Below are 22,439 nucleotides of genomic sequence, written 5' to 3' on the forward strand. Positions count from 1 at the left end.
TGGACTATTCAGCCGCCGCCATCGTCAGGGCCGGCCGGACCAACTCCATGAAGGCGCGTAGCGCGCTCGAGGCAAAGGCTTCGCGATGCCGGATAAAGACGGTGTCGACTTGTCCCTCGTCGCCCGGCAGCGGATGAACGCGCAGCCGTCCGCGCTCCCACACCGATCCGAGCAATGCGCGCGGCAGCAAGGTCACGCCGACGCCGGCGCTGACACAGGCGATGATGGATTCGATGGTGCCGAACTCCAGCAGCCGCGTGCCGACAATGCCGCGCCGCGCCAGCATGGTTTCGAGTTTCTGCCGGTACGAGCAACCGGCTTTCAATACCACGATCTTGAGATCCGGCTTCTTGCTCAAGGATTCGAAGCTCGCAATCGAAGGACCGGTCAGGATCACCAGTTCTTCCCGGACGAAGGGATCGGTGAGCAGATCCGGATGGTTGACCGGACCGCAGACATAGGCGCCGTCGAGCTGCCGGTCGAGCACCTGCGCGATCAACTCGGCCGTGGTTCCCGTTCGCAACGACAGATCGACCGCCGGATAGGCCGCGACGTAACGCGCCAGCGCCGGTGACAGATGCAGTGCCGCCGTCGTATCGAGCGAGCCGATCATAAGCGCCCCGGAAGGCGTCCCCTCGTCGGCGACGGCGCGTTTGGCGTCTTCTAGGAGGCGCGCGGCACGGGCCGCAAAGGGAAGCAGCCGCTGGCCCGCCGCGGTCAGCGTGACCCCGCGATGGGTTCGCTCAAACAATGCGAATCCGACTTCATCCTCGAGCGACCTGATGCGCGCGGTGACGTTGGATTGCACGGTGTTGAGCTCATGCGCGGCCTTGCTCATGCTGCCCGTGCTGGCCACGGACTGGAACATTCGAAGGTCGGCAGCGTCCATCTCGCGAGTTCCTTAAGGGTGGCGTGATCTTACAGGATTGCCGTAAATCCCGCCATGCCTGCAGCCGTCAGGCACGGCCGCGCTTCTCGATATTGGCGCTTCGTTCCGGCACACCGAATTCCCGGTGGCAGACCTCGGCCAGCAGAGCTATGCCCTCGCGGATTTCTTCATGCGTGGGACTGGCGAAACACAGCCGCAGCCGGCTGCCGGCATAGGCCTTGTCGACCGACCATTCCGGTCCGGGATTGATGGAGACGCCGGCCGCCAGTGCAGCCTGATAGAGCTTCAGCGTATCGACCTGATCGGGCAATTTGACCCACAGGAAGATGCCGCCCTTGGGGTCCTCGAATTCGGCCGAGGTGCCGAATTGCTCGTTGAGCGCTTCCATCAGCGTCTCCAGCTTGGCGCGCAAGCCCCGCGTCAGTTTCGGCACATGGGTGCTGAAATGCGGCGCGCAATATTCCGCGAGTACCATCTGTTCCAGCGCGCCCGAACCGGCGTCGGTTTTCAGCGACAGCATCCGCGACATCACGCCCCATCCGGCCACGATGTAGCCGACGCGCAGCGCCGGTGCGATCGATTTTGAAAATGAGCCGATATGGATCACGTTGCCGGTTTTGCTCATCGCGTGAATCGCCGGCGGGCGTTGGCCGTCCCAGATCAAATCGGCATAGCAATCATCCTCGAAGATCGGCACGCCATATTGTTCAGCCAGCCTCAGGAGTTCGGTGCGGCGCGCGACCGGCATGATGGTGCCGGTCGGGTTTTGCACGGTCGGAATGGTGTAGATATATTTCGGCGTGATGCCGCGGCTCTTGAGGTCGGCGAGCGCCTCCGCCAGCGCATCCATCCGCATACCCTCATGATCGAGCGGAATACCGACGATATTGACGCCGAGCCTTGTCAGTCGGTTGATCGAGCCCTGATAGCTGTCGCGCTCGATGATCACGGTATCGCCGCGGGCCAGCAGCGTGGCGTTGACGAGGTCGAGCGCCTGCAGCGAACCCGAAACGATCAGGATCTCGTCGGCGGTGCAGGCGATACCGGCGTCGGCTTTCAGTTTCGCAGTGAGGAATTGGCGCAGCGGCAGATACCCCTGCGGGCCGCTGGCGAGCCCATAGGTCGCCAGTGTCCTGCCTTCGCGCTTGAGCACGGCATTGACCGCGTCGATCAGGCCCTCGAGGGGGACCTGATCCGGATCATTGTTGCCGCCAACGAAGCTGTATTTCGCCAGCCCGGTCCATTTCGCCGCAGCCGCGGGCAATCCCGCTGGCAGCAATGGCGCGAAATCAAATACAGCAGCGGTCATGAACGGCGTCTCCCTTGTTCTTTATTGGTTCCGACCATATGCAAATTGGCATGGTTTGTCGCCATCGCCGCCACGCCGCCGGAGCCGTTCTGCCCTGCGTAATGAAGCTGGCGCGGGCTTGCTAACCCGGCTAATGCTCGCCCCGCACAATGTGAGACCCCTTGAATGGCCGACCCGATCCAGGAAGTTCTGCATGCCTTCGCCAACGGCGAACTCGTCGTCGTGACCGACGATGACGACCGCGAAGGCGAGGGCGATCTGATTGTCGCGGCGTCGCTCTGCACCGCCGACAAGATGGCATTCATTATTCGTCATACCTCCGGCATCGTCTGCGCCCCGATCACCACCGAAGACGCGCGCCGGCTGCGGCTCGATCCGATGGTGGCGCACAACGAATCCAACCACACCACCGCCTTTACGGTCTCGATCGATTACAAGCCCGATGGCGGGACCGGGATTTCGGCCGACGAGCGCGCTTCCTGCTGCCGCGCGCTGGCCAATCCGAATGTCGGCGCCAATGATTTCGCGCGGCCCGGTCATGTGTTTCCCCTGATTGCGCGCGACGGCGGCGTGCTGCTGCGTTCCGGCCATACCGAGGCTGCGGTCGATCTCTGCAAGCTGAGCGGTCTGCCGCCGATCGGCGTGATCAGCGAGTTGATGAACGATGACGGCACCGTCATGAAGGGCGAGCAGGTGGCGCGGTTCGCCAAGGCGCACAAGCTCAAGCATGTCACCATTGCCGACATGATCGCCTATCGGCAGGGCCGCGAAAAGCTGATCGAGCGGGTCTCGACCTTCACCACGGAAAGCCCGATCGGGCCGTTGCAGGGCTACGCCTATCGTTCGCCGTTCGACCCGATCGCGCATGTCGCGTTCGTCTATAATGGTGTTGGCGATGGCAAGAACGTGCTGACCCGGTTTCACAAGCCCAATATCGTCAGGGATATGTTCACCGGGCCGAAGCGCATGCAGGCCGTGCTCGAACATTTCAAGAAGGCCGGCAGCGGTGTGCTGGTTTACCTGCGCGACGGCGCCGCCGGCGTTCCCGTGGCGCCCCTGCCGGAGGAGAAATCCGCCGAGGCCGATCGCAACCGGCAATGGCGCGAAGTCGGCGTCGGCGCGCAGATCCTGCGCGATCTCGGCGTCACCTCGATCCGTCATCTCACCTCGTCGGCGCATGACTACAAGGGATTGTCCGGCTTCGGCATCGAGATCGTTTCCAACGAAATGTTCGAAGGCTGAACATTTGTCATTCGGGGGGCGATGCGAAGATGCGAACCCGGAATCTCGAGATTCCGGGTTCGATGCTGCGCATCGCCCCGGAATGACGGAGAAGCAGGTACCGTCCAATTCAATTGCGCTTCGGCCTTTGGCGCTTTAATTTGGTCCACAACCGATAGAATGACGCGAAAGGGATTTTCATGAGCGTTCGCCCTCAGTCCAAGGACAAGCCATCCCCGGTGAATTTCCAGTGGGATGATCCGTTCATGCTCGACGAGCAACTGACCGAAGACGAGCGCATGATCCGCGACACCGCGCGCGCCTATGCGCAGGACAAGTTGCTGCCGCGCATCACCAAGGCCTATCTCGAGGAAAAGACCGACCGCGAGATTTTCAACGAGATGGGCGAACTCGGCCTGATCGGCATCACCCTGCCGGAGGAATATGGCTGCGCCAATGCGAGCTACGTCGCCTATGGCCTCGTGGCACGCGAGATCGAGCGCGTCGATTCCGGTTACCGCTCGATGAATTCGGTGCAGTCGTCGCTGGTGATGCACCCGATCTATGCTTACGGCGACGAGAACCAGCGCAAGAAATATCTCCCGAAGCTCGCCACCGGGGAATGGGTTGGCTGTTTCGGCCTGACCGAGCCCGATGCCGGCTCCGATCCCGGCGGCATGAAGACCCGCGCCGACAAGACCTCCGACGGTTACCGGCTGACCGGCACCAAGATGTGGATTTCCAACGCGCCGATCGCCGACGTTTTCGTGGTGTGGGCGAAATCGCCGGAGCATAACAACCAGATCCGCGGCTTCATCCTCGAGAAGGGCATGAAGGGCCTGTCGGCTCCGAAAATTGAAGGCAAGCTGTCGCTACGCGCATCCGTCACCGGCGAAATCGTGATGGACGGCGTGGAAGTTCCGGAAAGCGCATTATTGCCCAACGTGTCGGGCCTGAAGGGGCCGTTCGGCTGCCTCAACCGCGCCCGCTACGGCATCTCCTGGGGCGCGATGGGCGCGGCGGAAGATTGCATGGCGCGCGCGCGGCAATACACGCTCGACCGCAAGCAGTTCAATCGCCCGCTGGCGGCGACGCAACTGGTGCAGAAGAAGCTCGCGGACATGCAGACCGATATCGCGCTCGGCCTGCAGGGCTCGCTGCGGGTCGGCCGCCTGATGGACGAAGGCAAGATGGCGCCCGAGATGATCTCGATCGTCAAGCGCAACAATTGCGGCAAGGCGCTCGACATCGCACGCATGGCGCGCGACATGCACGGCGGCAACGGCATCCAGATCGAATATCACGTGATGCGCCATGCCGCGAACCTGGAAACCGTCAACACCTACGAAGGCGCTCACGACGTCCACGCTTTGATCCTCGGCCGCGCGATCACCGGTATCCAGGCGTTTTCGTAAAGTACACTCCGACCTCATCCTGAGGAGCCCGCATCTTGCGGGCGTCTCTAAGGATGGCCGCGCGACAGATCGTGCCCGATGCTTCGAGACGGCCCTGCGGGCCTCCTCAGCATGAGGGGCCGGTGGTGAGTGCGGCGTTGATATGGATGACAGATATGGCCGATAACGACGACATCCCGTTCAACCGCGACTTTCCGCTCAAGCCCGGTGTCGTCGACGAAGTCCGGCCGGGCGTGCGGCGGATTCTCTGCAACAATCCGAGTCCGTTCACTTTTACGGGCACGCTGAGTTACATCGTCGGCAAGGGCAAGGTCGCAATCATCGATCCCGGTCCCAACGACGAAGCGCACGCGGCGGCTTTGTTGGATGCGGTGCGCGGTGAAACCGTGACGCATATCCTGGTCACCCACACCCACCGCGACCATTCGCCGAACACCGCGCGGATCAAGGCCGCCACCGGCGCGACAGTCTATGCCGAGGGGTCGCACCGGGCCTCGCGGCCCCGCTTCGAGAGCGAGAAGCACAATCCGGAATCCGGCGCAGACCGCGACTTCCGGCCCGACGTCACCGTGCGCCATGGCGAAATGATCGAAGGCGACGGCTGGAAGCTCGAAGCGGTGGCGACGCCGGGTCATACCGCCAATCATCTGGCGTTCGCCTGGCCGGAGCGGAAGATCAATTTCGTCGGCGATCACGTGATGGGCTGGTCGACCTCGATCGTGGCGCCGCCGGATGGATCGATGGTCGACTACATGGCCTCGCTCGATCGGTTGGCGCAGCGTGACGAGGATTTGTATTTCTCGGGCCACGGTCCGGAAATCCCGGAAGGTCCACGCTATGTGCGCTTCCTGATCCGGCACCGTCAGGCGCGCGAGGCCTCGATCCTGCATCGTCTGGCGAAGGGCGAGGCGGATATTCCCACCATCGTGCGCGCGATCTATATCGGCATCGACCCCAGGCTATTGAACGCTGCGGGTTATTCCGTGCTGGCGCATCTGGAGGATCTGGTGGGACGCGGGATCGTGGCGACCGACGGCGATCCGGTGATCGGCGGGACGTATCGGCTGGTTGGCTGACCCGTCACTTCTTCACCACCTTCGGCGGCGCCTTGGGCGGCAGTTGCGGTTTCTTCGCCGCCTTGAGGTTGGCATTCTCGGCGGCGTTGTTGATGTCGTCGATCAGCTTGGTGATGCGGGCGGCGTTGCTGCCGAGATCGCTCTCGAAATAGCGCGAGGACGAGCGAATATCGACGCGGGAATCGTCATCGCCATCGGATGTGATGCGGATCGATACGTCCTCGCGAAATCCCATGATCGGCGAGCGCGCCACCGCCTCGATACGGGCTATCCGGCGCGGTGGCTGTGGCGGACGTTCGTCGATCACAAGCCATTTGCGCCGGTTGACGATTTGCAGCGTGATCTCATAGGCGCGCTGCACCGGGACCTCGAGCTCGACGGTTTCGATGTCGGGATAGGCGAGCCGCTGCTGTTCGGCGGAATATAGTCCGGCATAGACGGCGGTGTTGGCGCCGTCGCTGGCGCGCAGCCGCGCCAGCGCCTCAAAACGCGGCGGGTCGATCGGATCGGTGGTGATGTCGTGGATCGCCGGCAGTTTGCGATATTGCAGGCCGAGATAGGCGGGATAGGCCAGCACGACCGCGTCGATCAGGAGCGCCAGCAGGATGCGGCTCATGCCGCGCGAGCCGTTTTGCCAGATCGCGACAAAGGCGGCGAGGCCGAGCAAAATGGAAAGGCCGGCGAGCGCCAGCGCGCCGAAGAAGGTCGCCAGCGCCGGCTTCATCTCGAGAAAACCGAAACGAACGATGATGATCGAGATCACGACCGCGACCACCGAGAACACCGCGAAGTTGCGGGCCCAGGACGCAAGACCCGACACCGGCTCCGACTGGTAGGGGGCGGAAAACCTGCGGGCCATGGCTTCAATTCTGCCGGGTTGGAACCTGGCCCTGCGAAATGCGCAGGGCGCTCAAACTGGCCCGTTTGAGACCACGGACCTGCGGCAAATTCAAGGGATTTTGGCCGTCGGGGAGCGCTCTCTTCCCCTCTCCCCTTGTGGGAGAGGGTGGACGCGATGCCCTGGCATCGCGGACGGGTGAGGGGTCTGTCTCCGCGGATAGAGACCCCTCATCCGGCGCGCTATGCGCGCCACCTTCTCCCACAAGGGGAGAAGGGAAGAAGTCCTACGCCGCCGCGTTCGGGAAGCTGTAGGCCTTGAACTGGTCGCGCAAAGCGGTTTTGAGGATCTTTCCGGTCGCGGTGTGCGGGATGCCTTCGACGAAGGCGACGTCGTCCGGCATCCACCATTTGGCGATCTTGCCATCCATGTATTTGAGGATGTCCTCGCGCGTGGCGTTCTGGCCCTGCTTGAGCTGCACGATCAACAGCGGCCGCTCGTCCCATTTGGGATGATGGATGCCGATCACGGCAGCTTCGGCGACCGCGGGATGGCCGACCGCCAGGTTTTCCAGATCGATCGAGGAAATCCATTCGCCGCCGGATTTGATAACGTCCTTGGAGCGATCGGTGATCCGCATATAGCCGTGCTGGTCGATGGTCGCGACATCGCCGGTGTCGAAAAAGCCGTCATCGTCGAGAATGTTAACATCGACACGGAAATACGCTTTTGACACGGATGGGCCAGAGACCTTCAACCGGCCGAACGTCTTGCCGTCCCACGGCAGATCCTTGCCGGCATCGTCGGTGATCTTCATCTGGACGCCGAACGGCGGGTAGCCCTGGGTCTGCAGGATGTCGAGACGGGCCTCGCCGGTGAGTTCGTCGAAGGGCGGCTTGAGCGCGGCGAGGGTGCCGATCGGGCTCATCTCGGTCATGCCCCAGGCGTGGCGCGCCTTCACGCCCATATCGAGGAACGCCTGGATCATCGAGCGCGGCATCGCCGACCCGCCGCAGACCACCATGCGCAGATCCGGCAATTTCAGATTGTTGGCGGCCATATGATTGAGCAGCATCAGCCACACCGTCGGGACACCAGCGGTATGCGTCACCTTTTCGGTGCTCAGGAGTTCATAGACCGATGCGCCGTCGAGCTTGGCACCGGGCAGCACCAGCTTGGTGCCCATCGAGGGCGCGGAGAACGCGATGCCCCAGCTATTGGCGTGGAACAGCGGCACCACCGGCAGCATCGTATCGGCGGCATTGGCGCCCAGCGAGTCGCCGGTATTGGCCATCAGTGCGTGCAGCACGTTGGAGCGATGCGAATACAACACGCCCTTCGGATCGCCCGTGGTGCCCGAAGTGTAGCACATCGCGGCCGCGGTATTCTCGTCGAAGGTCTTCCACTTGAAATCGCCGTCGGCTTCCGCGATCCAGTCTTCATAGGCCACCGCGTTCTTCAGCGTGGTCTGCGGCATGTGCGCCTTGTCGGTGAGCACGATGTAGCGTTCCACGCTCGGAAGCTTGTCGGCGATTTTTTCCAGGATCGGCACAAAAGTGATATCGGTCATGACCACGCGATCTTCGGCGTGATTGACGATCCAGGCGATCTGGTCGGGGAACAGCCGCGGGTTGATGGTATGGCAGATCGCGCCGATGCCCATGATGCCGTACCAGGCTTCGAGATGGCGCCAGGTGTTCCATGCGATGGTGGCGACACGGTCGCCGAGCTTGATGCCGTCGCGATCGAGGCGTTGCGAGACTTTCAGTGCACGATCGCGGATTTCAGCGTAATTGGTGCGGTGGATGGGACCTTCGACCGACCGCGTCACGATCTCCCGCGTGCCGTGTATTAATGCGGCATGCTCGATAATCCGGTGACACAACAAAGGCCAGTCTTGCATCAATCCGCGCATACGGAAGTCCCTCCGGGTCGTGTTATCGCTTGCCGCAAATCTTCGCGGCTTGGCATGAACTTTAACGCGCCAAAAACACGCCGCAATAGGCCTTCTGTCGGCTTGCGCTGCAGCGCAGCGAGCTTGGTTACCGTCGTGGCCTTGATGCTGTATGGGCAAACCGAACCCGCCGCAGCCGCGCGCAACGCTTCACGCGCCGCATCAGGGAGCCCTTGGGGTACCCTGTTCAGGGACTTCGGGCCGAAGCCGCGCCGGAGCGCGCGTGCGACACCGGTTCCGTTGCCGAGGCCGCGTCCGGCAGAGGCGCCGGCAGCCGGGGCGGACGAGCCTGTGGACGGCAAACAACCACCCGCCGAGGCGGTCAAACCGGCCGAGCAGGCAGCGCCTGTGCCTGTGCCTGCGCCCGGGCCTCAGCCATCGGCCTGCCGGCTGGCGCTATCGGAGGCGATCGCCATCGCTCCCAGCATTCCCGATATCCACGGCGCCGGCGGCTGCGGCGGCACCGATCTGGTTCGGCTGGAGGCCGTGGTGCTGCCGGACAAGCATCGGGTCACGCTCAAGCCCGCGGCGATCCTGCGTTGCTCGATGGCGTCGGCGATCGCCGACTGGGTTCGCACCGATGTCGCGCAACTGGCCACGAATCTCGGCAGCATCGTCACGGACCTCGACAATTTCGATTCGTTCGAGTGCCGCGGCCGTAACCGGGTCGTCGGCGCGCCGCTGTCCGAACATGGCCGCGCCAATGCGCTCGACGTTCGTTCTTTCAAGCTCGCCAACGGCCGGTCGATTTCGCTGACGGATCGCACGGTGTCCCGCGAGTTGCGCGAGAGCGTGCTGCATTCGGTCTGCGCGCGGTTTTCAACCGTGCTGGGGCCGGGCTCGGACTGGTATCACGAGGATCACATCCATCTCGATTTGATGGCGCGGCATAACGACTACAAAATCTGTCAGTGGAATGTCTGGGATCCGATGCCTGCGACCCCGCCGCTGCTGCCGGTCGCGCGTCCGGACGAAGCCCCGCAGCGCGAAGCGGCCAAAGCCGACGCCGCGAAACCGGACGCTGTCGTTGATCCGGTCGCGCCGGATGCCGGCGCCGAGCCACCGGCCGGCAAACCGCCGGCGAAGAAGCGCAGATGACAACGGTCCGAATGATAACCGGCAAAATAAAAAGCGCCGGTAAACCGGCGCTTTGAAATCGCAGATCGAGAGTAGCCGTGGCGGCTACTGATACCGTCCGCCGCCGACATTGGTGTCGGTTTGCGAGGCTACCTTCGGGGCAAATGGCGAGTCGCCATGGTGCGGTTCCAGCACCACCACGATGGTGCCCATCTTCACCCGATTATACAGGTCGATCACGTCCTCGTTCGTCATCCGGATACAACCGGAGGAGATCGATTGACCGATATATTCCGGCTGGTTGGTGCCGTGAATGCGGAACAGCGTGTCCTTGCCGCCCGAATAAAGATAGAGCGCCCGCGAACCCATCGGATTATCGGGACCCGGCGCCACAAAAGTGGGAACGCCGAGACGCTCGATTTCACCCTTGGTCGGATGCCAAGCCGGCCACTCGGTCATGCTGCCGACCTTGGCGATGCCGGACCAGGCCATCGCTTCTTCGCCGACCGTGATGCCGTAGCGGAGAGCCTTGCCGTCGTTCTGCACGAGATAAAGATAATGATTGTCGGAATCGACCACGATCGAGCCGGGCGCTTCCTTGCGGTGATAATCGACAATGGCGCGGCGATAGGGTTCGGCAACGGCCACGTTCTCGTATCGAATCTTGGCCAGCAATTCCTTGTCACGCGGCTTGAAATTGGCGGTGTTGGTCGCCTCGTAGTTGGCGGTTTCCATGCAGCCCGAGAGCAGCAGGCCGGCAGCCAGAACGCCCAGTTTTAATTTCAGCGACGACATGATGTACTTCCGGTTGAAGTGCTGCGTCTGCGGCGCCCCTATTGCGCCTTACACGCGACGATTCCATTAATATCAGTCTCGCCGAAATTGGCAATAATTCCAGCGCGTTTAGATGGGTTCTCCCGCGACGCGGGACGCTGGCTGTGTCTTTTTTGTCGCAACTCTATGGTGTTCCGTCCCATTTTTGGGCAGGAGAGCCGAGGTCGCCGAATGGCCGCCACCCTGTGGCCATCGGGCTGCCGCAAATCGCCAGCCGTTCACGCCCGCGTCATGAAGCGCTTGCCAGAATCGAGCTAAGTCCCTTGGGTGATTGTCACCCGTCCAGTTTCGGAGTCCCTTCATGTTTTCGGTGTTCATCCCCTCCGACTCCTCGCTGAAAAAGGCTGTCTCGGTCGATCTCAAGGCGTTACCGGAAAGCGCTGTCTGGATCGATATGGTCAAGCCGAGCCCGGAGGAGGACCACGCGGTGGAAGGCCTCGCCGGCATCGCGGTTCCGACCCGCGAGGACATGCAGGAAATCGAGATTTCCAGCCGACTCTATATCGAGAACGGCGCGCGCTACATGACCGCCAGCCTGATGTGCGCGGCCGACACTCAATCGCCGCGGATCACGCCGGTGACGTTCATCCTGTCCGGTCATCGCCTGGTGACGGTGCGCTACGACCTTCCGGCGCCGTTCACGCTGGTGGAGAACAAGCTGGCACGGGGCGCCGCACCGGGAACCAATGGCGAGACCGTGCTGATGGAATTGCTCGACGCGGTGATCGATCGTTGCGCCGACATTCTGGAGCGGGCCGGCGCCGACGTCGATACGGTCAGCCACGCCATCTTCGAACCCGAGGGGGCTGCGCGCACCGGCCACGCCAAACGCTATTCCGAGATTCTGATCCTGATCGGGCGCAAGGGCGACCTCACCTCCAAGGTGCGCGAAAGCCTGGTTTCGATCGGCCGCCTCGTCACCTTCATCACCGCCGAGGCCGAAGGCGTCAAATGGTCGAAGGAGATGCGCGCGCAGCTCAAGACCATGCAGCGCGACGTGTCGTCGTTGACCGATCACGCCTCCTATCTTTCCAACAAAATCACTTTCGTGCTGGATGCGATGCTCGGCGTCGTCAACCTCGAGCAGAACAATATCATCAAGCTGTTTTCGGTGATGGCGGTGGTGTTGATGCCGCCGACCCTGATCGCCTCGATCTACGGCATGAATTTCAAGGTCATGCCGGAACTCGAATGGGAACATGGCTATCCCCTGGCGGTTTTGATGATGCTGTTCGCCGCAATTCTTCCTTACTTCATCTTCAAGTGGAAAAAGTGGCTTTAGGACAAGCCATTTAGCCGCACGGCAAAGGTTAAGAAAGCAGTTCCGCTTCGCGCGGCCGCTGCCTCAATTTGTCTGCTAAAATTTGAGCGTTGCGCTGAACGTTTGCGCGACGGCTTTCTGCGATAACGCTGTTTCAAGTCGCGAGGAAAGCAATGGTTGAGAAACTCATAACGCAAGGGCGCAACGTCATCGACTTCGCCCGCTATCAACAGGACCGCAACGCTGCAGTGAGGGAACTTGCTGTGTCGGCGCGGACCTGTCGGCATTGCGGCGCGGCGCTATCGGAAGGCGAGAGCGAGGACGAATGCTCGAGCGCCTTCAATATCGAGGCGCGCGATCTGCGCAGCGGCCCGCGAAAGTTTCGCGCGGATTGATGGAGAGTGTCACCGCACTTCCCGCCCTCATCCTGAGGAGCCATGCGGAGCATGGCGTCTCGAAGGATGGCCACAGCGTTCGTCGTCATTGCGAGGAGCGTAGCGACGAAGCAATCCATTCTGCTTTTGCTGAGCTATGGATTGCTTCGCTGCGCTCGCAATGACGATTGGGGTGCTCTGACCCCTACACGTGCTGGCCGCCGTTGATGTGGATCTCGGCGCCGTTCACATACGAACTGGTCTCGGTGCACAGCACATAGATGATCTTGGCGACTTCGTCCGGGGTGCCGAGGCGATGCAGCGGGATCTGCTGGTCGACGATCTTCTCGGTGCCCGGCGACAGGATCGAGGTGTCGATCTCGCCCGGTGCGATCGAGTTGACGCGCACGCCGATGCGGCCGAAATCCGACGCCATCTCGCGGGTCAAAGACGCCAGCGCCGCCTTCGAGGTCGCATAGGCCGCACCCGCGAACGGATGCACGCGCGAACCCGCGATCGAGGTGACGTTGACCACCGAGCCCTTGGCGGCTTTCAATTCCTCGATCAGCCCGCGCGCCATCATGATCGGCGCGAAGAAATTGACCCGGAACACATGGCTCCAGGTGTCGATATCGGTATCGACCGAGCCGAGCCGTCCGCCGCCGGCCGCCTTTGGCGAAATCGCGGCGTTGTTGACCAGCGCATGCAGCTCGCCGCCTTCCAGCCGCTCGCGAATTTCGGAAATCGCCCGCGTGGTGTCGGCGTGGTCGGCAAGGTCGACCTGGATGTGATCCTCGGGTCCGGCGCCCCACGGGCACTGTTCCGGGAACGGATGCCGCGAACAGGTGAGGACACGCCAGCCGGCGCTGGAAAAGCGGATCACGGTCGCATGGCCGATGCCGCGGCTGGCGCCGGTCAGAAGCAAAGTGCGCCGTGGCGTATTGGCGGTATTCATGGGAGGGACGTCCTTGCTCGGGTCATTACGGATATAGCCGCGTTTTGGACCATGGCTGATCCGCCGCCGCGCGGCGGAATTCGATGCGGTCGTGCAGGCGGAACGGGCGGTCGTGCCAGAATTCGAACCGCAGCGGGGCGATGCGCCAGCCGCTCCATCCCGATGGCCGCGGCACGTCGCCGATAAGGTATTTGGCGGCGAATTTCGCGATCGCCTGTTCGAAGGCAAAACGGCTTTCCAGCGGTTGCGATTGCTGGCTGGCCCAGGCGCCGATCTGGGCTTGTTTCGGGCGGGTCGCGAAATAGGCGTCCGCCTCCGCCTCGCTCACTGGTGACACATTGCCGCGGATTCGCACCTGCCGGCGCAGCGATTTCCAGTGAAACAGCAAGCCCGCCTTGGGATTGGCGGCAAGTTCGCGCCCCTTCTGGCTCGCGATATGGCTGTAGAAAACGAAGCCCTGGGCGTCAAAACCCTTCATCAGCACCATTCGCACGTCCGGCAGGCCGTCGGCATCGACGGATGCCAGCGACATCGCGTTGGGGTCGTTGGGTTCAGCCTTCACCGCCTCGGCGAACCAGTCGCTGAACAGCGCAAATGGCTCCTCGGCGGCGGTGAAATCACCGGATGTTAAGGGTGTCGGGTGTTTGATGGAGGTCGTGTCCGTCATCCAGGGAGTTCCGAGTTGCGCCCGCCCGTGGCCCAGAGCGTGTTGCAGCCCCTATATAGGCTCAACCTATATAGGGCATGGGGGCGCGTTGGCCTATCGGCGATCGGGCCGACCGGCGCGGTGATGACATTGATTCTAATTGGCGTCTCCTCCGGCGGCTGCAGCATGTCCCGCACCGAGGGCGCCTTCGCCAAAATGGGCGACAGCGATGTGACCGGCTCGATCAGCCCGACCCCGGTCAGCGCCGTGGTGGCGACGCCGACCGAGACCGATCTGGCCTTTGCGCGTAACGCCGCTTCCGACGTACTGACCAAGGGCGACAAGGATTCCAGCCAGCCCTGGGAAAATCCTGAAACCGGCGCGCGGGGCTCGGTGACGCCGCTCGCCAAGGCCTATGCGTCGGAAGGACGGACCTGCCGGGATTTTCTGGCGAGTTACGTCAATGGCCGGTCGGAAAGCTGGCTGCAGGGCGCCGCCTGCCAGTCCAGCCAGGGCCGGTGGGAAATTCATACTTTGAAACCCTGGAGACAGGGTTAGAACTACACTGGGACCCGTTGCAAAAATGCCACGAACACCCCAGATGAAAACCGAAGCGGGCCATCAGGCCCAAACTTAAGATCACACGTTTAAGATCAGATTTCCCTGAAGGAGACGAGACGGATGCGCGACCCCTATGAGGTCTTGGGGGTGCCGCGGGGCGCCAGTGCTGCGGCGATCAAGAGTGCCTATCGCAAGCTTGCCAAGAAGCATCACCCCGACGCCAACAAGAACGATCCGAAATCCGCGGAGCGCTTTTCCGAGCTGAACTCGGCCAACGAGATCATCGGCGACGACGACAAGCGCAAGCAGTTCGACCGCGGCGAAATCGACGCCGAGGGCAAGCCCCGTTTTCAGGGCTTTCCCGGCGGCGACCCGCGCGCGCGCGGCGCCGGTCGCGGCGGCTTCGAGAGCCAGACCTTCCGGACCGGCGGCGGTGCGGGCGGCTTTGGCGGCGGCGGCGGTTTCGAGGACATTCTCAACAGCATGTTCGGCGGCGCGGCGGCGCGAGGCGCCCGGCCTGGCCCGGGCGGCGGCTTTGAATTCGACCCCGGTTCGATCGCGCTCGATCTCGATCTCAGCGTCGCCATGACGGTGTCGCTGGAAGAGGCGGTCAAAGGCGGGGAAAAGCGTGTTCGCCTGCCGAACGGCAAAGAGCTCAACGTCAAGATTCCTGCCGGCGTCACCGCCGGCCAGCAGATCCGCCTGAAAGGGCAGGGCGAGACCGCGGCGGGCCACAAGCCTGGCGATCTCCTGATCACGGTCAGCATCGCGCCGCACGCCTTTTTCAAGGTCGACGGCAGCGACCTGCGGGTCGATCTGCCGATCACGCTCTATGAAGCGGTGCTCGGCGGCAAGGTTCGCGTGCCGACGCTCGGCAGCGCGGTCGAACTGTCGATCCCCAAAAATACCTCAAGCGGCCGGACCTTCCGTCTCAAGGGAAAAGGCCTGCCGAAGGCCGCCGGCACCGGCGACCTGTTCGTCACCACCCGGATCATGCTTCCGGACGGGAACGATGCCGAACTGGAGGCGTTGATGGAGAAGTGGCGCGACGGACATCCCTATAATCCGCGCAGCAATCTATAGCGTTTTCGAGCGAAATGGGACCGGTTCGCGTCAAGAAAACGCGTCAAACAGAAGCGTTTTGAGTGGGTTTTGGGCTAGATGAGTTGAGGATCGCATGGCGGTGCGATCCGAAGGGGTGCAGCCTCGACCGGGGGACCAGCGCGGTAAAACCTCGATCGAGGCTGCTCGCGTCGATCGGCGGATCGAACGCGCCGCAGTTTCGCGTGATCACCCGGTGCGATTTTGAGACGCGCCGATGTCTTGATTCCAGATTCTTGATGTCGGAATTGGGACACCGAGCGGTGTGCCCTTATCCGTGGCTGTTCAGCCGCCGCTCTTCTCGGTCTGGTCATAGACCAGCCTGGCGACCTGATTGAGCCGATCCTTGTCGACCGGACCGCTCAGCACGTAGCCGACCCCGCCTTCGGACCAGTACATCGCCCCTGAGTTGTCGGCAGCAGTATAGCGCATCTGCGCGGTGCCGGTTTCGGAGCGCGAGGTGTAGAGCGTGAAGCGTTCGCCCGAGGCGTTCTCATACATCAGGAACGAGGCGGGGCCGGTCGGGCCGGGCAACAGCCGCCCGCCAACCAGCTTCAGCCCGGTCGCGTCCAGTTCGGGGGCACGGACGTCCCAGCCGCAGCGCTTGGTCAGCCATACCTGCAGATGCGCGCGCTCGTCGCCGGGCACCTCGACCGGATGGCGCACTTCGACCACATACAGCCGATGCGCATCCAGTGCATCCAGCGTCAGGTTCTGGAACGGCGACGGCGACGCCGCCACGCCGCGCGCCAGCCAGCCGGAGGCGCCACCGCAGATAAAGGCCACCAGCGTCGCGGCGATCGCGCCATAGATCCACGAGCGCGGCCGCTGCACCAGCCGTTCGAGCTCAAGCCGCTTTGGCACCGCCTCGTCAGCGACGGAGTCATACCGCGCATGCAGCGCGTCCGACATCGCGCGCCATGATTGCACCCGCGCCGTGTCTTCGGGATGCGTCGCCAGCCAAGCCTCGACATCGCCGCGGCGTTCCGCCGGCAATTCATTGTCGACATAGGCATGCAGCTCGTCTTCGGTGACGGGAATCATGGGCTCGGTCATTGTCTTTGTCTCTCGGTCGAAATCATTCCGGTGTTCTCCCCCTCAGGCCTTGCAGGTGAGAGGAGAAAAAACCGTCGCCTTGTTATCGCTTCCCCGAAATTCATATGCGCCATATCGCTTGCTATTATGCCGGTCATCATTTCACCTGCCGCAACACCGGGCGCTCGCCCTCGAGTGAAGCCTTGACGTGAGCGCGGGCGCGCGCGAGACGTGACATCACGGTGCCGATCGGCACCGCCTGGATGTCGGCGACCTCGCGGTAGCTCAATCCTTCCAGCATCACCAAAAGCAGCACCGCGCGCTGCTCTTCTGCCAGGGTTGCCAAGGCGCGGGAAATATCGCGGCCTTCGGCTTCGGTGCCGCTGGCGTCCGGATTGTTGTCGAGCAGCGGCATGAATTGCGGCCGCCGCGCCAGCGATCGCCGCCGGTTCTTGTTGAGGTTGGTCAGGATCGTGTAGAGCCAGCTTCGAACGTCTCCACCGAGAAACAATCGCTCCGAACGCAACGCTCGTACCAGCGTGTCCTGCACCAGATCGTCGGCGACGTCGGCGTCGCGCGTGAGTGCACGCGCGTACCGGCGCAGGGCCGGAATCATGGCTTCAACACTCTCTCGAAACGCGGTCATTGCAGCTCGATCCTGAATCATCCGGACGGTGTTCACTATCGGCTACCTTGACATCTCACACAACTAACACCGGCACGGCGCTGCTATTCCGGCTGTTAAGGTTTCCGGCGCAAACAGCCTGAACCGGGGTTCTGATTGGGGCTGTACCGGCCGCGGGGGCTGGTGTACCTCCAGACCGGCGGTGGGCGTTGAGCGTTGAATGTGGCATACCAGCGCAAATCGATTGGAACAGCGGATGGCGCAAAATTCAGGTCTGATGCAGGGCAAACGCGGGGTGATCCTCGGCGTCGCCAACAACCGTTCGATCGCCTGGGGCATCGCCAAGGCCTGTCACGCGGCGGGCGCGGAAATCGCACTGACCTGGCAGGGCGACGCGCTGAAAAAGCGGGTCGAGCCGCTGGCCCAGGAAGTCGGCGGTCTGCTGCTCGGGCATTGCGACGTCACGGATTCCGCCACCATCGATGCGGTATTCGACGTGCTCAGGGAAAAATGGGGCAAGATCGATTTCGTGGTGCATGCGATCGCGTTCTCCGACAAGGATCAACTCGACGGTCGCTATCTCGAAACCACGGCGGATAATTTCTCCAAGACCATGATGATAAGCTGCTACTCGCTGACCGCGATCGCACAGCGCGCCGAAAAGCTTTTGACCGATGGCGGCTCGATCGTGACGCTGACCTATTACGGCGCCGAAAAATGGATGCCGCATTACAATGTGATGGGCGTTGCAAAAGCCGCGCTCGAGGCGAGCGTGCGCTATCTCGCGGCCGATCTCGGCGAGAAGAACATCCGCGTCAACGCGATCTCGGCCGGGCCGATCAAGACATTGGCGGCGTCCGGCATCGGCGACTTCCGCTACATCCTGAAATGGAATGAATACAACACACCGCTGCGCCGCACCGTGACCACCGAGGAAGTCGGCGACAGCGCGCTGTATCTGCTCTCGGACATGTCGCGCGGTGTCACCGGCGAGGTGCATCACGTCGATTCCGGCTACCATGTCGTCGGCATGAAACGCCCGGACGCGCCGGATATCTCGCTGGCGAAAGATTGAATGGTTTCCGTCATTGCGAGGAGCGCAGCGACGAAGCAATCCATTCTTTCTTTGTTGCAGCATGGATTGCTTCGCTTTGCTCGCAATGACGTCGTTTAGAAGAGTTTTTGATGTCCGCGCCGACCATCTATTATATTCGCCACGGTGAAACCGAATGGAATGCGCAAGGCCGGTTCCAGGGCTCGCAGGATATTCCGCTCAACGATCTCGGCCGCAAGCAGGCCGCGGCCGCAGGCTCAATTCTGACCGGCCTGTTTGAGCGCGATGGGCGCAGCGAAGCGTCGCTGGCATTCGTGGCAAGTCCACTCGGCCGCGCCCGTTCGACGATGGAACTGGTGCGCGGCGTACTGAAATTGCCGGCGAGTGAATATGCGGTCGACGACCGGCTGCGCGAAATCGGCTATGGCCGCTGGGAAGGCTCGACGCTGACCCAGATGCAGGCGTCCGATCCCGAAATCTTTGCCGCGCGCCAGAGCGACCGATGGAGCGTCCCGCCGCCGGACGGCGAAAGTTATGCGGCGGTGCAGGCCCGGATGAGCGACTGGTACGCGCAGCTTACGACCGACACGGTCGCGGTGGCCCATGGCGGCACCGCGCGGGCGCTGATGGTGACGCTGGGTGTTGAAACCCCCGACAGCGCCGCCGAACTGACGATCGAGCAGGGCGCGGTGTATGTGTTCAGCGACGGCGCGCTGCAGAAGTATAGTTAACCGCAGATAGTGGCGCGTACTCCATCCGCCGTCATGCCCGGCCTTGTGCCGGGCATCCACGTCTTCCTTATGGACGAGCCACAAGCAAGGCGTGGATGGCCGGGACAAGCCCGGCCATGACGAGAGTGGATCATTTGACCCCTCTTCCGGGGCGCGTTACGACAAGTCGGAATTGACTTACATTCGGCGATCGAGCCCACACCATGTCCTTCAACACCTTCGGCCACATGTTCCGGGTCACGACCTTTGGCGAGAGCCACGGGATTGCGATCGGCTGCGTGGTCGATGGCTGTCCGCCGCTGCTGCCGCTGACCAATGAAGACATCCAGCACGATCTCGACCGCCGCCGTCCCGGCCAATCGCGCTTCACCACCCAGCGTCAGGAAGCCGACGCCGTAAAGATCTTGTCCGGCGTGATGGCGCATCCGGAAACCGGCGAGCAGGTGACGACGGGAACGCCGATTGCGCTGTTGATCGAGAACACCGATCAGCGCTCCAAGGACTACTCCGACATCAAGGACAAGTTTCGTCCGGGCCATGCCGATTTCACCTATGAGGCCAAATATGGTCTGCGCGATTATCGCGGCGGCGGCCGTTCTTCCGCGCGCGAGACCGCCTCGCGCGTCGCCGCCGGCGCCATTGCGCGCAAGATCGTGCCCGGGGTGAATGTGCGCGGCGCGCTGGTGCAGATGGGGCCGCACAAGATCGACCGCGACAAATGGGACTGGGACGAGACTCTGCGCAATCCCTTCTTCTGTCCCGACAAGGACAAGGCCGCGTTTTTTGAAACCTATCTCGACGGCATCCGAAAGAAAGGATCGTCGATCGGCGCGGTGATCGAGATTGTCGCCGAAGGCGTACCGGCCGGACTGGGCGCGCCGATCTATGCCAAGCTCGACGGCGAACTGGCCGCGGCCTTGATGAGCATCAACGCGGTCAAGGGCGTCGAGATCGGAGCGGGATTCGGCGCGGCTGAATTGTCCGGCGAAGAGAACGCCGACGAAATGCGGATGGGCAACCAGGGCGTCAGTTTCCTCTCCAATCATGCCGGCGGCATTCTCGGCGGCATCTCCACCGGGCAGCCGGTGGTGGCGCGCTTTGCGGTGAAGCCGACATCGTCGATCCTCTCCCCACGCCGCACCGTGGATCGCAAGGGCGCCGACACCGACATCCTCACTAAAGGCCGCCACGATCCCTGCGTCGGCATCCGCGCGGTGCCGGTCGGCGAAGCCATGATGGCCTGCGTGCTGGCGGATCATTTCCTGCGCCATCGCGGGCAGGTGGGCGGATAGAAGTCAGAAGGCGCATGGCATGAAGCGGGCTCTGGCTGGTTTGACAATGATCTTCGCGGTGGCGGTTTGCGCTGGCACGCAAAGCTACGCGCAATACCTGACCGGTTCCGCGCGCGAAGACTTCATCAAAAGCACGGCCAAAAGCTGCATGCAGACCAAGCCCAACAACAAAGAGACACGGGATATTCCGGACTCGCTGTTTGAGGGTAACTGCCGCTGCTATGCGAATGCGCTGGCGGAAAAGCTGACCGTCACCGACATCCGCTCGGGCAACACCGCCGCGACCGCCCCGATCATGCAGGCCGCCGCGGCGACTTGCTACCGCAACATGAAAGCCGAAGCGGCCGGCCTGTACAAAGCCGGCCAATATCCGAAGCAATAGAATTGGCGGCGTGTAGCAGAGTAGGGCGGATTAGCGCTAGCGTAATCCGCCGTTACGCCCACCACGTGGCGGATTACGCCTTCGGCTAATCCGCCCTACGGGCTTCTCGCTCATCAGGTCGTCGAATTGCCGGGCAAGGACGCGTTTGACCGCGCGTGCCGTCACCATCTTGCTTGAGGAAGCTATCGAAGGACGATCCGATGGCATCAGCTTTCTTTTTTGTAATTCTCTTCATGCCGGCGCGCTCGATCGCTAAGCTCTTCATTGCGTTCGAAAGGCCAGAACGGCTTCTAGATCAGCATCCTCGAGATAAAGGTATTCCTGAAGAATGCTCTCTCGCGATTGGCCCGCCGACATCAAGCCAAGAATATCTGCGACCGTAACGCGCATCCCGCGAACGCATGGACGGCCATGCATACGGTCAGCGTCGATCGTTATTCTTTTCAAAAGGTCTGGTAGCGGCAATACCATGCTCCAACAGTAGCACATTTGTCAGCCGGGTGCGGGCAGTGCGCATTTGTAACAAAACTGTCTTGGGACATTCGGCAATTGAATCGTAATTTCGCTGGTATCTCCGCCTTGACCTTCCCGTAACTTGCGCCGCAAATATGCTCCTGATGAACGCCCTCGAATTGCACAAATTGAGAGACTGGCTGATCGACGGCGCCCGCTCCACATCCGGGTCGGCCCAGATGGTGTCACATCTATGCGAGAGCCTGGTCCAGGCAGGCTTGCCGCTCTGGCGTGTCGGCATCTTCGTCCGGACCCTGCATCCCGATATCATCGGCCGCAATTTTATCTGGCGGCCCGATGCCGAAGTCACCATGGGCACCACGAGTTTCGAGGTGCTGGATTCACCGGAATATCTGAACAGCCCGCTGGCCATCGTATTCGGCGAGGGCCGGGAGGTCAGATGCCGCATCGACGATCCGGAAAGCAAGCGCTTTCCCTTTCTCGATGACATGCGCGAAGAAGGGGTGACCGATTATATCGCGCTGCCGATGATCCAGAGCGACGGGTCGGTTCACGCGTCGAGCTGGACCACCAAGCAGCCAGGCGGCTTCACCGATGACCAATTGTCCGGTCTTCGTTCGTTGATATCGCCGCTGGCCCGGCTGATCGAGGTCACCCGTCTGCAACGCACCGCCTCGGTTCTGCTCGATACCTATGTCGGCAACCGCGCCGGCGAGCGGATTCTCGGCGGCCAGATCAGGCGAGGCCACGCCGAAACCATGCATGCGGCGATCTGGCTGTCGGATCTGCGCGGTTTTACCGCGCTGTCGGACCGGCTGCCGGCCGAGACCGTGGTCGACATCCTCAACAATTACTTCGATTGCCAGGTGGCCGCGATCGCGGCGCGTGGCGGGGAAGTTCTGAAATTCATGGGCGACGGATTGCTTGCGGTGTTTCCGATCGCCGAGCAGCCCGGCGATACGGAGGATGTTTGCACCCACGTTCTGGCCGCCGCGCGCGAGTCCCGCGCCAGCGTCGAAGCCATGCACTTTCCGGTCGGCGAAACCATCGAGCGCTTTCGTTTCGGGGTCGCGCTGCATGTCGGAAAAGTTCTGTACGGCAATATCGGCGGTGGTAGCCGTCTGGACTTCACCTGCATCGGACCCGCGGTCAATCTGGCGGCACGGCTGGAAAAGATCGCGGGCCGGCTCCATCGCACGGTGGTGGCGTCAACCGCCTTCATGCGCGCCTGCGATGACGGCTGGGACGATCTCGGCGAATTTCCGATCGCGGGATTCTCAAAGGCCGAGCGCGTTTACGGATTGCTGGACGAGGTCGCAGTCCCGGCGTGATCCG

Annotated in this window: 22 protein-coding genes and 1 pseudogene; 13 read left to right on the top strand and 10 right to left on the bottom strand. The window is 62.4% G+C overall.

Features of this window, described 5'->3' with window-relative positions; genetic code table 11:
• Window positions 1-4: 4 nt before the first annotated feature.
• Both HB676_RS02840 and HB676_RS02845 read right to left on the bottom strand, forming a co-directional pair.
• On the bottom strand, window positions 5-889 hold the full coding sequence (locus HB676_RS02840) for a LysR family transcriptional regulator (RefSeq protein WP_213736159.1): 885 nt from the start codon (window positions 887-889) through the stop codon (window positions 5-7).
• Between the two features lie 67 nt (window positions 890-956).
• A complete protein-coding gene (locus HB676_RS02845; RefSeq protein WP_213736160.1) occupies window positions 957-2,198 on the bottom strand; it encodes a PLP-dependent aminotransferase family protein in 1,242 nt (413 codons plus the stop codon).
• Window positions 2,199-2,363: 165 nt separating this feature from the next.
• Here HB676_RS02845 and ribB point away from each other — a divergent pair, with 165 nt between their 5' ends.
• From ribB to HB676_RS02860, 3 genes are all read left to right on the top strand, one after another.
• Window positions 2,364-3,440, top strand: coding sequence for a 3,4-dihydroxy-2-butanone-4-phosphate synthase (ribB, locus tag HB676_RS02850; RefSeq protein WP_213736161.1), 1,077 nt, complete (start codon window positions 2,364-2,366; stop codon window positions 3,438-3,440).
• 179 nt (window positions 3,441-3,619) lie between these two features.
• Window positions 3,620-4,834 (top strand): acyl-CoA dehydrogenase, encoded by a 1,215-nt coding sequence (locus HB676_RS02855; RefSeq protein WP_213736162.1) that lies wholly within the window; start codon window positions 3,620-3,622, stop codon window positions 4,832-4,834.
• Window positions 4,835-4,989: 155 nt separating this feature from the next.
• Window positions 4,990-5,910 carry an MBL fold metallo-hydrolase gene (locus HB676_RS02860; RefSeq protein ID WP_213736163.1) on the top strand — a complete coding sequence of 307 codons (921 nt, stop codon included), beginning with the start codon at window positions 4,990-4,992 and terminating at the stop codon, window positions 5,908-5,910.
• A gap of 4 nt (window positions 5,911-5,914) precedes the next feature.
• Here the strand turns inward: HB676_RS02860 and HB676_RS02865 are convergent, their stop codons facing one another.
• Both HB676_RS02865 and HB676_RS02870 read right to left on the bottom strand, forming a co-directional pair.
• A complete protein-coding gene (locus HB676_RS02865; protein WP_213736164.1) occupies window positions 5,915-6,769 on the bottom strand; it encodes a DUF1499 domain-containing protein in 855 nt (284 codons plus the stop codon).
• Between the two features lie 265 nt (window positions 6,770-7,034).
• Window positions 7,035-8,663, bottom strand: a complete 1,629-nt coding sequence (locus HB676_RS02870; protein WP_213736165.1) for a fatty-acid--CoA ligase — start codon at window positions 8,661-8,663, stop codon at window positions 7,035-7,037.
• A gap of 273 nt (window positions 8,664-8,936) precedes the next feature.
• On the opposite strand from HB676_RS02870, the pseudogene HB676_RS02875 reads away from it, so the two are divergent.
• Window positions 8,937-9,800: pseudogene (locus tag HB676_RS02875) on the top strand (extensin family protein); the annotation flags it as partial.
• An 84-nt stretch (window positions 9,801-9,884) separates the two neighbouring features.
• Here the strand turns inward: HB676_RS02875 and HB676_RS02880 are convergent.
• Entirely contained in the window at window positions 9,885-10,574 is a 690-nt protein-coding gene (locus tag HB676_RS02880; protein WP_213736166.1) for a L,D-transpeptidase, read from the bottom strand.
• A gap of 340 nt (window positions 10,575-10,914) precedes the next feature.
• On the opposite strand from HB676_RS02880, the gene HB676_RS02885 reads away from it, so the two are divergent.
• Window positions 10,915-11,895, top strand: coding sequence for a magnesium transporter CorA family protein (locus HB676_RS02885; RefSeq protein WP_213736167.1), 981 nt, complete (start codon window positions 10,915-10,917; stop codon window positions 11,893-11,895).
• A gap of 152 nt (window positions 11,896-12,047) precedes the next feature.
• Window positions 12,048-12,269 (top strand): hypothetical protein, encoded by a 222-nt coding sequence (locus HB676_RS02890; protein WP_213736168.1) that lies wholly within the window; start codon window positions 12,048-12,050, stop codon window positions 12,267-12,269.
• Between the two features lie 184 nt (window positions 12,270-12,453).
• Here the strand turns inward: HB676_RS02890 and HB676_RS02895 are convergent, their stop codons facing one another.
• Together HB676_RS02895 and pdxH are read right to left on the bottom strand one after the other, a co-directional pair.
• A complete protein-coding gene (locus tag HB676_RS02895) occupies window positions 12,454-13,203 on the bottom strand; it encodes an SDR family oxidoreductase (protein ID WP_213736169.1) in 750 nt (249 codons plus the stop codon).
• Window positions 13,204-13,228: 25 nt separating this feature from the next.
• Entirely contained in the window at window positions 13,229-13,870 is a 642-nt protein-coding gene (gene pdxH, locus HB676_RS02900; RefSeq protein WP_213736170.1) for a pyridoxamine 5'-phosphate oxidase, read from the bottom strand.
• Between the two features lie 123 nt (window positions 13,871-13,993).
• Here pdxH and HB676_RS02905 point away from each other — a divergent pair, with 123 nt between their 5' ends.
• Window positions 13,994-14,407, top strand: coding sequence for an RT0821/Lpp0805 family surface protein (locus tag HB676_RS02905; protein WP_213736171.1), 414 nt, complete (start codon window positions 13,994-13,996; stop codon window positions 14,405-14,407).
• Window positions 14,408-14,530: 123 nt separating this feature from the next.
• Window positions 14,531-15,493 (top strand): J domain-containing protein, encoded by a 963-nt coding sequence (locus HB676_RS02910; RefSeq protein WP_213736172.1) that lies wholly within the window; start codon window positions 14,531-14,533, stop codon window positions 15,491-15,493.
• A 303-nt stretch (window positions 15,494-15,796) separates the two neighbouring features.
• Here the strand turns inward: HB676_RS02910 and HB676_RS02915 are convergent, their stop codons facing one another.
• Together HB676_RS02915 and HB676_RS02920 are read right to left on the bottom strand one after the other, a co-directional pair.
• The gene (locus HB676_RS02915) at window positions 15,797-16,567 is read right to left on the bottom strand and encodes an anti-sigma factor (protein WP_213736173.1); all 771 of its coding nucleotides are present in this window, start codon (window positions 16,565-16,567) and stop codon (window positions 15,797-15,799) included.
• Between the two features lie 136 nt (window positions 16,568-16,703).
• Window positions 16,704-17,192, bottom strand: coding sequence for an RNA polymerase sigma factor (locus HB676_RS02920; RefSeq protein ID WP_213736174.1), 489 nt, complete (start codon window positions 17,190-17,192; stop codon window positions 16,704-16,706).
• 235 nt (window positions 17,193-17,427) lie between these two features.
• Here HB676_RS02920 and fabI point away from each other — a divergent pair, with 235 nt between their 5' ends.
• The 4 genes from fabI (at window position 17,428) to HB676_RS02940 (ending at window position 20,630) form a co-directional block, all read left to right on the top strand.
• Window positions 17,428-18,246 carry an enoyl-ACP reductase FabI gene (gene fabI, locus HB676_RS02925; protein ID WP_213736175.1) on the top strand — a complete coding sequence of 273 codons (819 nt, stop codon included), beginning with the start codon at window positions 17,428-17,430 and terminating at the stop codon, window positions 18,244-18,246.
• 110 nt (window positions 18,247-18,356) lie between these two features.
• The gene (locus tag HB676_RS02930) at window positions 18,357-18,956 is read left to right on the top strand and encodes a histidine phosphatase family protein (RefSeq protein ID WP_213736176.1); all 600 of its coding nucleotides are present in this window, start codon (window positions 18,357-18,359) and stop codon (window positions 18,954-18,956) included.
• Between the two features lie 203 nt (window positions 18,957-19,159).
• A complete protein-coding gene (aroC, locus tag HB676_RS02935; RefSeq protein WP_213736177.1) occupies window positions 19,160-20,248 on the top strand; it encodes a chorismate synthase in 1,089 nt (362 codons plus the stop codon).
• Between the two features lie 19 nt (window positions 20,249-20,267).
• On the top strand, window positions 20,268-20,630 hold the full coding sequence (locus HB676_RS02940; RefSeq protein ID WP_213736178.1) for a hypothetical protein: 363 nt from the start codon (window positions 20,268-20,270) through the stop codon (window positions 20,628-20,630).
• 261 nt (window positions 20,631-20,891) lie between these two features.
• On the opposite strand, the gene HB676_RS34025 is transcribed toward HB676_RS02940, so the two are convergent.
• Window positions 20,892-21,119, bottom strand: a complete 228-nt coding sequence (locus tag HB676_RS34025) for a DUF433 domain-containing protein (protein ID WP_346347245.1) — start codon at window positions 21,117-21,119, stop codon at window positions 20,892-20,894.
• Between the two features lie 128 nt (window positions 21,120-21,247).
• Here HB676_RS34025 and HB676_RS02950 point away from each other — a divergent pair, with 128 nt between their 5' ends.
• Entirely contained in the window at window positions 21,248-22,435 is a 1,188-nt protein-coding gene (locus tag HB676_RS02950) for an adenylate/guanylate cyclase domain-containing protein (RefSeq protein ID WP_213736180.1), read from the top strand.
• Window positions 22,436-22,439: the final 4 nt, after the last annotated feature.

Source organism: Bradyrhizobium sp. dw_411 (assembly GCF_018449695.1).
Classification (GTDB): Bacteria; Pseudomonadota; Alphaproteobacteria; order Rhizobiales; family Xanthobacteraceae; genus Bradyrhizobium.